Here is a 12,282-nt window from a genome sequence, read left to right on the forward strand (position 1 = left end):
ATGCCTCTCGATTCTGAGTGCGGTGCGGTCTTCAGGCAGGATTGCAGTCGGTGTGGGAGGGGAGCAAGCTCCCTCCCACATTTGAATCCGGTTTATTCGCTGGAAACACAAACCCCGGCACGGGGCCGGGGTTTGTTTGCATCCTTACAACCTTACTTCAGCTTGGCAATTGCCGCGTTGAGGGTGTTGCTCGGGCGCATGACTTTGCTGGTCAGCTCCGGGTTCGGCGCGTAGTAGCCGCCGATGTCCACTGGCTTGCCCTGTACGGCGTTGAGCTCGGCAACGATGGTTGCCTCGTTCGCGGCGAGGGTCTTGGCCAGTTCACCGAATTGCGCTTGCAGCGCGGTGTCTTCGGTCTGTGCGGCCAGGGCTTGGGCCCAGTACAGCGCCAGGTAGAAGTGGCTGCCGCGGTTGTCGATGTTGCCGACTTTGCGCGATGGCGACTTGTTGTTGTCGAGGAACTGGCCGGTGGCCTGGTCCAGGGTCTTGGACAGCACCAGGGCTTTCGGGTTGTTGTAAGTCACGCCCAAATGCTCAAGCGATGCGGCCAGGGCCAGGAACTCGCCCAGGGAATCCCAACGCAGGAAGTTTTCTTCCAGCAGTTGCTGCACGTGCTTGGGTGCCGAACCGCCAGCGCCGGTTTCGAACAGACCGCCACCGTTCATCAGCGGCACGATCGACAGCATCTTGGCGCTGGTGCCCAGTTCCATGATCGGGAACAGGTCGGTCAGGTAGTCGCGCAGTACGTTACCGGTCACCGAGATGGTGTCCAGGCCCTTGCGGGTGCGCTCCAGGGTGAACTTCATCGCGTCGACCGGCGACATGATGCGGATGTCCAGGCCGTCGGTGTTGTGGTCTTTCAGGTAGGTCTGGACTTTCTCGATCACCGCACCGTCGTGGGCGCGCTGTGGGTCCAGCCAGAAGATGGCCGGGGTGTTGCTGGCGCGGGCGCGGTTGACGGCGAGTTTGACCCAGTCCTGGATCGGCGCGTCTTTGGCCTGGCACATACGGAAGATGTCGCCGGCTTCGACGGCCTGTTCCATCAGCAGGTTGCCCTTGCTGTCGGTAACGCGGACGACGCCGTCAGCCTTGACCTGGAAGGTCTTGTCGTGAGAGCCGTACTCTTCGGCTTTCTGTGCCATCAGACCAACGTTTGGCACGCTGCCCATGGTGGTCGGATCGAACGCGCCATTGGCCTTGCAGTCTTCGATGACGGCTTGGTAGATGGTGGCGTAGCAGCGATCTGGGATCACGGCCTTGGTGTCGTGCAGCTGGCCGTCGGTGCCCCACATTTTGCCGGAGTCACGGATCATGGCCGGCATCGAGGCGTCGACGATCACGTCGCTCGGCACGTGCAGGTTGGTGATGCCTTTGTCGGAGTTGACCATCGCCAAGGAAGGGCGAGCGGCGTAGACCGCCTGGATATCGGCTTCGATCTGCGCTTGCTGCTCGGCCGGCAGGGCCTTGATGCGAGCGTACAGGTCGCCGATGCCGTTGTTCAGGTTGAAGCCGATCTGCTCCAGCACGGCGGCGTGCTTGGTCAGGGCGTCTTTATAGAACTCGGCAACGATCTGGCCGAACATGATCGGGTCGGAGACCTTCATCATGGTGGCTTTCAGGTGAACCGACAGCAGTACGCCTTGTTTCTTGGCGTCTTCGATTTCAGCGGCGATGAAGCTGCGCAGGGCGTTCTTGCTCAGCACGGAGCTGTCGATGATTTCGCCAGCTTGTACGGAAGTCTTTTCCTTCAGTACGGTCGCGGTGCCGTCTTTAGCGATCAGTTCGATTTTGACCGCGTCGGCTGCCTCGATCTGTACGGCTTTTTCGCTGCCGTAGAAGTCGCCGTGGCTCATGTAAGCGACGTGGGACTTGGAGTCGGCAGCCCAGGCGCCCATCTTGTGCGGGTGCTTGCGTGCGTAGTTCTTGACCGACAGCGGTGCGCGGCGGTCGGAGTTGCCTTCGCGCAGTACCGGGTTCACGGCGCTGCCCTTGATCTTGTCGTAACGTGCGCGGGTTTCTTTTTCCGCGTCGGTGGTTACGGTTTCCGGGTAGTCCGGCAGGGCGTAGCCCTTGGCTTGCAGTTCTTTGATCGCCGCCTGCAGTTGAGGCGTCGAGGCGCTGATGTTAGGCAGCTTGATGATGTTGGCTTCAGGCGTAACGGCCAGGGCGCCCAGTTCGGCGAGGTGGTCCGGGACGGCTTTGGTGCCCAGTTGCTCGGGGAAGCTTGCGAGGATGCGCCCGGCGAGGGAGATGTCGCGGGTTTCCACGGCAATATCAGCGGAAGCGGTGAAGGCCTCTACGATAGGCAGCAGTGAATAGGTGGCGAGGGCTGGTGCTTCGTCGGTGAAGGTGTAGATGATCTTCGAGCGGGTGGGCATATTCGGATTAACTCTCTTCTTTGCTGAAAGCGTGCGCAGAAACTCGAGATGCGCCGGGTAGAGCGCGTTCGTTCAAAGTCATCCATGAGCGAAAGGTCGAGGTTTCTTCGCGGTGATGTTGGGTTGCATCAGTCGAGCGTCAAGCGGGTGGACTATTGTTTAGTCCGGCTTTTCTGGCGCTGGGCGCTGCTTTCTATTGAAGAAGCAGGCGGTCGGCCGTCGTGACTCTTTGGTCAGCGGCGGCATTATACATAGGTCGCTATGCTTACGCCGAGCCTTCATACAAAAGGTGGGTCGTCCATTGGTCTAAAGGTCGCAGGGACCAAGTTGCGCCTAAAGTCGCATGATGTGCTCAAGATTGGCGCTTTTCCCTTTGCTTTCAAGCTTGTAGGCGACTAAATATGCTGTTTTCGATGCAAATGAGCGTGGCGTGAGGTTTAAGTCGTCATTTATCTGGAGTAGGCTCGAACGCAGCCAGATGTTCAATCCATAGATGGAGTTCAGCATGGGATACAAGAAGATTCAGGTTCCGGCAGTCGGCGACAAAATCACCGTCAATGCAGACCATTCTCTCAATGTTCCTGACCAACCGATCATCCCTTATATCGAAGGTGACGGTATCGGTGTCGACATCAGCCCAGTGATGATCAAGGTGGTCGACGCCGCTGTTGAAAAAGCTTACGGCGGCAAGCGCAAGATTTCGTGGATGGAAGTTTACGCCGGTGAGAAGGCGACCCAAGTCTATGACCAGGACACCTGGCTGCCCCAGGAAACCCTGGACGCGGTGCGCGATTACGTAGTCTCCATCAAAGGCCCGCTGACCACGCCGGTCGGTGGTGGCATCCGTTCGTTGAACGTGGCCCTGCGCCAACAACTCGACCTGTATGTGTGCCTGCGCCCGGTGCGCTGGTTCGAAGGCGTGCCGAGCCCGGTCAAAAAGCCTGGCGACGTGGACATGACCATCTTCCGTGAAAACTCCGAAGATATTTACGCCGGGATCGAGTGGAAAGCCGGTTCGCCGGAAGCGATCAAAGTGATCAAGTTCCTCAAGGAGGAAATGGGCGTCACCAAGATCCGCTTCGACCAGGATTGCGGTATCGGCATCAAGCCGGTGTCCAAAGAGGGCACCAAGCGCCTGGCGCGCAAGGCCCTGCAATATGTCGTGGATAACGACCGCGAGTCGCTGACCATCGTACACAAAGGCAACATCATGAAGTTCACCGAAGGTGCCTTCAAGGAATGGGCCTACGAAGTGGCGGCTGAAGAATTCGGCGCAACCCTGCTCGATGGCGGGCCGTGGATGCAGTTCAAGAACCCGAAGACCGGCAAGAATGTCGTGGTCAAGGATGCGATTGCCGATGCCATGCTGCAGCAGATCCTGCTGCGTCCGGCTGAATATGATGTGATCGCGACCCTCAACCTCAACGGTGATTACCTGTCTGACGCCCTGGCGGCGGAAGTCGGTGGTATCGGCATTGCGCCGGGCGCCAACCTGTCCGACACCGTGGCAATGTTTGAAGCCACCCACGGTACCGCGCCGAAATATGCCGGTAAGGACCAGGTCAACCCGGGTTCGCTGATCCTGTCGGCGGAAATGATGCTGCGCCACATGGGCTGGACCGAAGCGGCCGATCTGATCATCAAGGGCACCAATGGCGCTATCTCGGCCAAGACCGTGACCTATGACTTCGAGCGCCTGATGGAGGGCGCGAAGTTGGTGTCGTCGTCGGGCTTTGGCGATGCGCTGATCTCGCACATGTAAACACGCAGGCATAAAAAACGGCCACTCCAATGGGTTGGGTGGCCGTTTTTTATTTGCATGCTTCTCGCTTGGCAGTGAATCAGGCCGTTAGCTTCTTTTCTTTTTGAGCGGCGGATACAACGGGTTTTGCAGATGTAGTGATCGTGCTTGCACAGATGTTCACGGCGTGCAGCCCTTTCGGTCCTTGAATGATCTCAAAGCTCACAGCTTGGCCCGCTTTCAGCGTTTTGTAGCCATCCATATGGATCGCTGAATAATGCGCAAAAAGGTCCTCGGTCTTACCTTCTTCATTAATGAAGCCGTAACCCTTGGCATTGTTGAACCATTTGACCTTGCCACTGATCTTGACGCCAGACATACCCATATCCCTCTGCACCAGACTCCATCACTGGAGTATCATCCAGTTTATCCGTCCTAACCCGAATAAATAAGGTTGACTGCGCGGACCTTTTTTACCCACTGTGGGTTCTATTGGTTGTAACACCGATTTGCCGATAGTCAAGGTGACCGAACGGTCGGAGTTGAAATTCTGACAGGTCGCCCCCACCACTGTATTTGAACCACTGACGAACCTTTCTTTCCATGCATGCAATCAGCCAGATTCGACTAACATTCAATCAGGATCGACCGGATCACGAGCACGATGACGACGGTTCTGCAGGCATTGCTGTTCAGGAGGCCAAGCCTGCTCTACAGGCGCCGCCGATGTACAAGGTGGTTTTGTTCAACGATGACTACACACCGATGGATTTCGTGGTCGAAGTACTCGAGGTGTTTTTTAACCTGAACCGCGAGTTGGCGACCAAGGTAATGCTGGCCGTTCACACAGAAGGACGGGCAGTATGTGGAGTGTTTACCCGCGACATCGCCGAGACAAAGGCCATGCAGGTCAACCAGTACGCCAGGGAAAGCCAGCATCCGCTACTCTGTGAAATCGAGAAGGACGGTTAACGCCGACCACTTGGGTATGAGGTGAAGCTATGTTAAACCGCGAGCTCGAAGTCACCCTCAATCTTGCCTTCAAAGAGGCCCGTTCGAAGCGTCATGAATTCATGACCGTCGAGCACCTGCTGCTGGCACTTTTGGATAACGAAGCTGCCGCCACCGTTTTGCGTGCGTGCGGCGCCAACCTCGACAAACTCAAGCATGACCTGCAGGAGTTCATCGACTCCACGACGCCACTGATCCCCGTGCATGACGAGGACCGTGAAACCCAGCCGACCCTGGGCTTTCAGCGGGTATTGCAGCGTGCTGTTTTCCACGTACAGAGCTCCGGTAAGCGTGAAGTCACGGGCGCCAATGTGCTTGTCGCCATCTTCAGCGAACAGGAAAGCCAGGCAGTGTTCCTGCTCAAGCAGCAGAGCGTTGCCCGTATCGATGTCGTCAACTACATCGCCCACGGTATCTCCAAAGTGCCTGGGCACGGCGATCATTCCGAGGGTGAGCAGGAAATGCAGGACGACGAGGGCGGTGAGTCTTCTTCTTCGGGCAACCCATTGGATGCCTATGCCAGCAATCTCAATGAGCTGGCGCGCCAGGGGCGGATCGATCCGCTGGTGGGGCGCGAGGCTGAAGTTGAGCGCGTGGCGCAGATCCTCGCACGTCGTCGCAAGAACAACCCGTTGCTGGTGGGTGAAGCGGGCGTGGGTAAAACCGCGATTGCCGAAGGCCTGGCCAAGCGTATCGTCGACAACCAGGTGCCGGACTTGCTGGCCAGCAGCGTCGTCTACTCCCTTGACCTCGGCGCGTTGCTCGCCGGGACCAAGTACCGCGGCGATTTCGAGAAGCGCTTCAAGGCGCTGCTCGGCGAGCTGAAAAAACGCCCGCAGGCGATCCTGTTCATCGATGAAATCCACACGATCATTGGGGCCGGTGCGGCCTCCGGTGGTGTGATGGATGCTTCCAACCTGCTCAAGCCATTGTTGTCGTCGGGTGATATCCGCTGCATCGGCTCGACCACGTTCCAGGAATTCCGCGGGATCTTCGAGAAAGACCGTGCCCTGGCGCGTCGCTTCCAGAAAGTCGACGTGTCCGAGCCTTCGGTTGAAGACACCATCGGCATCCTGCGTGGGCTCAAGGGGCGTTTCGAAGCGCATCATGGCATCGAGTACACCGATGAAGCGTTGCGGGCCGCTGCCGAGCTGGCGTCGCGCTACATCAACGATCGGCACATGCCGGACAAGGCCATCGACGTGATCGACGAGGCGGGTGCCTATCAGCGTCTGCAGCCGGTCGAGAAGCGTGTGAAGCGCATCGACGTGGCTCAGGTCGAGGATATCGTGGCCAAGATCGCGCGGATTCCGCCAAAACACGTCACCACCTCCGACAAAGAGCTGCTGCGTAACCTGGAGCGCGACCTCAAGCTCACCGTGTTTGGCCAGGATGCGGCCATCGACTCGCTGTCCACTGCGATCAAGTTGTCGCGGGCGGGCCTCAAGTCGCCGGACAAGCCCGTCGGTTCGTTCCTGTTCGCCGGCCCGACCGGCGTCGGCAAGACCGAAGCGGCTCGGCAGTTGGCCAAGGCCATGGGCATTGAGTTGGTGCGGTTCGACATGTCCGAATACATGGAACGTCACACCGTGTCGCGCCTGATCGGTGCGCCTCCGGGCTATGTCGGTTTTGATCAGGGCGGCCTGTTGACCGAGGCGATCACCAAGCAGCCGCATTGCGTATTGCTGCTCGATGAAATCGAGAAGGCTCACCCGGAAGTCTTCAACCTACTGCTGCAGGTCATGGACCACGGCACTCTGACCGACAACAACGGGCGCAAGGCGGATTTCCGCAACGTGATCGTGATCATGACCACCAACGCCGGTGCTGAAACCGCGGCGCGGGCGTCGATCGGCTTTACGCATCAGGATCACTCTTCCGATGCGATGGAAGTGATCAAGAAGAGCTTCACGCCGGAGTTCCGCAACCGCCTGGACACCATTATCCAGTTTGGTCGCCTCAGCCATGAGGTCATCAAAAACGTGGTGGACAAGTTCCTCACCGAGCTTCAAGCGCAGTTGGAAGACAAGCGCGTGCAGCTGGAAGTGACGGACGCGGCGCGCAATTGGCTGGCCGAAGGTGGTTACGACGCGGCAATGGGCGCTCGCCCGATGGCGCGTCTGATCCAGGACAAGATCAAGCGACCATTGGCCGAAGAGATCCTGTTCGGCGAGCTCTCCGACCATGGTGGCGTGGTGCATATCGACCTGAAGGACGGCGAGCTGACCTTCGAGTTCGAGACCACGGCCGAAATGGCCTGATCGTTCTGCAGCTACGCAAAAGGCGCCGAAAGGCGCCTTTTTGCTGTCTTGAAATGCAATTGCCAGAACAATGGCGATCCAATGTGGGGGGGAACAAGCCCCCTCCCGCATTGGGTTTCGGGTGTCAGGTAAATGCTATACACACAAAAACGCCCGGCATAACCGGGCGTCTTGTATTGACTTGATTAGCGGGCGCGGTAAGTGATGCGCCCTTTGCTCAAGTCATAGGGCGTCAGCTCGACGCGCACTTTGTCACCGGTAAGAATACGAATGTAGTTCTTGCGCATCTTGCCGGAGATATGCGCGGTTACGACGTGCCCATTTTCCAACTCCACACGAAACATGGTGTTGGGCAGGGTGTCGACGACAGTGCCTTCCATTTCGAAGCTGTCTTCTTTCGACATGCAGTAAAGCCCTCGGTATCCAGTGAATGGCCCGGTGCAACTGCGCCAGGCAAAAGCGGCGTGCATTGTGCCCGAAAAAGGGTGTTTAAGCCAAGAGGTTCTAGTTAAGCGTGACCCATCTTTGATTAATCAGCAGTTCAATCGGCCGATATTGGGTCTTGTAGTTCATCTTTTTGCAGTTTTTGATCCAGTATCCAAGGTACACCGCCTCCAGTTCCAAGCGCCGGGCTTCGCTGATTTGCCAGAGGATCGCGAAGCGTCCCAGGCTGCGCCGCTCTTCGTCGGGTTCATAGAAGGTGTACACCGCCGACAGGCCGTTGGGCAGCAAATCGGTCACGGCGACGGCCAGCAGGCGCCCGTCGAGTCGGAATTCGTAGAAACGTGAGAAAGGCAGTTCACGCACCAGGAAGGTGGAAAACTGGTCGCGACTGGGTGGGAACATGTCGCCGTCGGCGTGGCGTTGTTCGATGTAGCGCTGGTAAAGATCGAAGTATTCTTCGCTGAACCTGGGGTTGGCCGCCGTGACCGTCAGGTCGGCGTTGCGCTTGAGGATGCGCTTCTGGTTGCGGTCCGGCACAAACTGCGCCACGGGAATGCGTGCCGGCACGCAGGCATTGCAGTTTTGGCAGTGCGGTCGGTACAGGTGATCGCCGCTGCGCCGAAAGCCCATTTCCGAAAGGTCGGCATACACATGCACGTCCATCGGCTGGCTGGGGTCGAGGAACAGCGTGGTGGCCTGTTCGTCGGGCAGATAGCTGCAAGAGTGGGCTTGAGTGGCATAAAACTTCAAGCGCGCCAGCTCGGTCATGATCAACCCTCGGATAAGCTTTGAAATAAGTGTAAGCCAGGTGCGAGGAAGTCGCCTAGGAAACCCACGGTCCAGCGTTGGGTTGGTCCAGATAGTCGCGCAGGAAGCCGGCGAACTCGCTGCGCGGTATGGCGCGGGCGCCCAGGCTGTGCAGGTGATCGTTGGGCATCTGGCAGTCGATCAGCACAAAACCCCATGCCTGCAGCTGCCGGGTCAGCGTGGCAAAACCGAACTTCGAGGCGTTATCGGCGCGGCTGAACATGGATTCGCCAAAAAACAGCCGGCCCATCGCCAGCCCATACAGGCCGCCCACCAGTTCGCCGTTGTCCCAGACCTCGACCGAGTGCGCGTAACCCCGCGCGTGCAGCTCCTGGTAGGCGCTCTGGATGCCTTCGGTGATCCAGGTGCCATCTGCATAGGCGCGAGGCGCGGCGCAGGCCTGGATGACCGCAGCGAAGTCCTGGTCGAAGGTCACGCGATAGCGCTGCTGGCGCAATAATTTGCCCAGGCTGCGGGATACGTGCAGTTCGTCGGGGAAAATCACCGTGCGAGGGTCCGGTGACCACCAGAGAATCGGCTGGCCTTGCGAGAACCACGGAAAGCAGCCGTGGCGATAGGCCTGGATCAGCCGCTCGGCCGACAGGTCGCCACCGGCGGCGAGCAGGCCATTGGGTTCGCGCATGGCTTTGGCCAGCGGCGGGAAGGTCAGGGTGTCGCGTTGTAACCAGGTCAGCATGGCATCCAGGCTTACGGAAGGGGAGGGGGGTGGCAGGCGTCGGGTCTGCCCAGAGGGTTGATTATTGTCGACCCGGCGTCAGGGGGCCAGCCCGAATCGGGCATTGCTGTGGATTAGCGTGAGCGGGTGTTTCTGCAACTCTCTCTCAGAGACGTGGTCGTATTCGGGGCTGCCCCATGCAGGCCAATTGCCAAGCTTGCCTGGATTGCTAAAAACAGCGCATAAGCCTTTGTCAGCAAAGACAATGCATGCTCAAATTGAACAGTGTGTGACACTTGAATTGTCCAGGCTGCCGCGCAAGGGGCAAGGGCGTGGCATCGCGGACACAAACCCGTACAATGCGGGCATTCTGGCGTTATCGCCGTTTCACTCGTCAATCGCTCGGTGTTAAAGGTAGATTTAACGGCGTTCGTTTATTTTTCGGCTGCTCGGATTGGGCGGCAGTGTGCAGTCATTCAACAGATGGACGCGCTAAAGGCGCAGGAAAAGACCCGTTTTGAAGAAATCCACCGCGACACAAAAAACAGTCGTGCCGGCCTGGCGTCAGCACCTGCATTATCGGCTCAAGGAAGGTGCGCTGATCGCCATCGGCGCGCTGTGCCTGTTCCTGATGATGGCCTTGCTCACCTATGGCAAGGACGATCCGGGCTGGAGCCACAACAGCAAGATCGATGACGTGCAGAACTTCGGTGGGCCTGCCGGTTCCTACAGCGCCGATATCCTGTTCATGGTGCTGGGTTATTTCGCGTACATCTTCCCGTTGCTGCTGGCGATCAAGACCTGGCAGATCTTCCGCCAGCGTCATGAGCCGTGGCAGTGGAGCGGTTGGCTGTTTTCCTGGCGCCTGATCGGCCTGGTGTTCCTGGTGCTGTCCGGCGCGGCGCTGGCGCATATCCATTTCCATGCGCCGACCGGCCTGCCGGCGGGCGCTGGCGGCGCGCTGGGTGAGAGCCTCGGCGACCTGGCCCGCAAGACCCTGAATATCCAGGGCAGCACCCTGATGTTTATCGCGCTGTTCCTGTTCGGCCTCACCGTGTTCACCGACCTGTCGTGGTTCAAGGTGATGGACGTGACCGGCAAAATCACCCTCGACCTGCTGGAGCTGTTCCAGGGCGCCGCCAACCGCTGGTGGGCGGCCCGGGTGGAGCGCAAGCGCATGGTGGCCCAATTGCGCGAGGTGGACACCCGCGTCAACGAGGTCGTGGCCCCGAGCACGCCGGACCGGCGTGAACAGGCCAAGGTCAAGGAACGCCTGATCGAACGCGAACAAGCCCTGAGCAAGCACATGTCGGAGCGCGAGAAACAGGTGCCGCCGGTGATTGCCCCGGCACCGCCCAAGGCTCCCGAGCCGAGCCATCGCGTGCAGAAAGAAAAACAGGCGCCGTTGTTTGTCGACAGCGCGGTCGAAGGCACGCTGCCGCCGATCTCGATTCTCGACCCGGCCGAGAAGAAACAACTCAACTATTCCCCGGAGTCCCTGGCGGCCGTCGGCCATCTGCTGGAAATCAAACTCAAGGAATTCGGCGTCGAAGTCTCGGTGGACTCGATCCACCCCGGCCCGGTGATTACCCGTTACGAAATCCAGCCAGCGGCCGGGGTCAAGGTCAGCCGAATCTCCAACCTGGCCAAAGACCTCGCCCGCTCCCTGGCCGTGACCAGCGTGCGCGTGGTGGAAGTGATCCCTGGCAAAACCACCGTGGGCATCGAGATTCCCAACGAAGACCGCCAGATCGTGCGCTTCTCCGAGGTGCTGTCGACCCCGGAATACGACAACTTCAAATCGCCGGTCACCCTGGCCCTGGGCCATGACATCGGCGGCAAGCCGGTAATCACCGACCTGGCGAAAATGCCTCACCTGCTGGTGGCCGGTACCACCGGTTCGGGTAAGTCGGTGGGGGTCAACGCGATGATCCTGTCGATCCTGTTCAAGTCCGGCCCGGAAGACGCCAAGCTGATCATGATCGACCCGAAGATGCTCGAATTGTCGATCTACGAAGGCATTCCGCACTTGCTCTGCCCGGTGGTCACCGATATGAAGGACGCCGCCAACGCCCTGCGCTGGAGCGTTGCCGAGATGGAGCGGCGCTACAAGCTGATGGCGAAGATGGGCGTGCGCAACCTGTCGGGCTTCAATGCCAAGGTCAAGGAAGCCCAGGACGCCGGCACGCCGCTGACCGACCCGCTGTACAAGCGCGAAAGCATCCACGACGAAGCGCCATTGCTGACCAAGTTGCCGACCATCGTCGTGGTGGTCGACGAATTTGCCGACATGATGATGATCGTCGGCAAGAAGGTTGAAGAGTTGATCGCACGTATCGCACAGAAGGCGCGTGCTGCCGGTATCCACTTGATCCTCGCAACCCAGCGGCCGTCGGTGGATGTGATCACCGGTCTGATCAAGGCCAACATCCCGACGCGCATGGCGTTCCAGGTGTCGAGCAAGATCGACTCGCGGACCATCATCGACCAGGGCGGCGCCGAACAATTGCTGGGCCACGGTGACATGCTCTACATGCCGCCGGGCACCAGCCTGCCGATTCGCGTGCATGGCGCGTTCGTTTCCGACGATGAAGTGCATCGCGTGGTGGAAGCCTGGAAACTGCGCGGTGCGCCGGAATACAACGACGACATCCTCGCCGGTGTTGAAGAAGCCGGCAGCGGCTTCGACGGCGGCAGCAGCGGTGGCGACGATGATGCCGAAACCGACGCGCTGTACGACGAAGCGGTGGCCTTCGTGTTGGAAAGCCGTCGCGCCTCGATCTCCGCCGTGCAGCGCAAGCTGAAAATCGGCTACAACCGCGCCGCCCGCATGATCGAAGCCATGGAAAATGCCGGCGTCGTCACCGCAATGAACACCAACGGCTCGCGCGAAGTCATCGCCCCCGGGCAGATGCGCGACTGATCACGCGCCGCGTGGCAGCACGCGGCGCGCCCTAACGACTC

General features: G+C 59.3%; 9 protein-coding genes. 4 read left to right on the top strand and 5 right to left on the bottom strand.

Annotation, left to right across the window (positions count from 1 at the left end; all coding sequences use genetic code 11):
- Window positions 1-152 precede the first annotated feature (152 nt).
- Window positions 153-2,378 carry an NADP-dependent isocitrate dehydrogenase gene (locus C8K66_RS13840; RefSeq protein ID WP_017848049.1) on the bottom strand — a complete coding sequence of 742 codons (2,226 nt, stop codon included), beginning with the start codon at window positions 2,376-2,378 and terminating at the stop codon, window positions 153-155.
- A gap of 505 nt (window positions 2,379-2,883) precedes the next feature.
- On the opposite strand from C8K66_RS13840, the gene icd reads away from it, so the two are divergent.
- A complete protein-coding gene (gene icd / locus C8K66_RS13845) occupies window positions 2,884-4,140 on the top strand; it encodes an NADP-dependent isocitrate dehydrogenase (protein WP_026140163.1) in 1,257 nt (418 codons plus the stop codon).
- 79 nt (window positions 4,141-4,219) lie between these two features.
- Here icd and cspD read toward each other — a convergent pair whose 3' ends face one another.
- Window positions 4,220-4,498, bottom strand: a complete 279-nt coding sequence (gene cspD / locus C8K66_RS13850) for a cold shock domain-containing protein CspD (RefSeq protein ID WP_057004490.1) — start codon at window positions 4,496-4,498, stop codon at window positions 4,220-4,222.
- Between the two features lie 224 nt (window positions 4,499-4,722).
- Here cspD and clpS point away from each other — a divergent pair, with 224 nt between their 5' ends.
- Together clpS and clpA are read left to right on the top strand one after the other, a co-directional pair.
- On the top strand, window positions 4,723-5,091 hold the full coding sequence (clpS, locus tag C8K66_RS13855) for an ATP-dependent Clp protease adapter ClpS (RefSeq protein WP_010567912.1): 369 nt from the start codon (window positions 4,723-4,725) through the stop codon (window positions 5,089-5,091).
- 29 nt (window positions 5,092-5,120) lie between these two features.
- The gene (gene clpA, locus C8K66_RS13860) at window positions 5,121-7,391 is read left to right on the top strand and encodes an ATP-dependent Clp protease ATP-binding subunit ClpA (RefSeq protein WP_017848046.1); all 2,271 of its coding nucleotides are present in this window, start codon (window positions 5,121-5,123) and stop codon (window positions 7,389-7,391) included.
- Between the two features lie 185 nt (window positions 7,392-7,576).
- On the opposite strand, the gene infA is transcribed toward clpA, so the two are convergent.
- From infA to aat, 3 genes are all read right to left on the bottom strand, one after another.
- Window positions 7,577-7,795 carry a translation initiation factor IF-1 gene (gene infA / locus C8K66_RS13865; RefSeq protein ID WP_002553999.1) on the bottom strand — a complete coding sequence of 73 codons (219 nt, stop codon included), beginning with the start codon at window positions 7,793-7,795 and terminating at the stop codon, window positions 7,577-7,579.
- Between the two features lie 100 nt (window positions 7,796-7,895).
- Window positions 7,896-8,603 (bottom strand): arginyltransferase, encoded by a 708-nt coding sequence (locus C8K66_RS13870; RefSeq protein WP_017848045.1) that lies wholly within the window; start codon window positions 8,601-8,603, stop codon window positions 7,896-7,898.
- A 55-nt stretch (window positions 8,604-8,658) separates the two neighbouring features.
- Window positions 8,659-9,339, bottom strand: coding sequence for a leucyl/phenylalanyl-tRNA--protein transferase (aat, locus tag C8K66_RS13875; protein ID WP_017848044.1), 681 nt, complete (start codon window positions 9,337-9,339; stop codon window positions 8,659-8,661).
- Window positions 9,340-9,835: 496 nt separating this feature from the next.
- On the opposite strand from aat, the gene ftsK reads away from it, so the two are divergent.
- Entirely contained in the window at window positions 9,836-12,241 is a 2,406-nt protein-coding gene (gene ftsK / locus C8K66_RS13880) for a DNA translocase FtsK (RefSeq protein ID WP_017848043.1), read from the top strand.
- Window positions 12,242-12,282 lie beyond the last annotated feature (41 nt).

This window comes from Pseudomonas sp. GV105, from assembly GCF_003058185.1.
GTDB lineage: Bacteria > Pseudomonadota > Gammaproteobacteria > Pseudomonadales > Pseudomonadaceae > Aquipseudomonas > Aquipseudomonas veronii.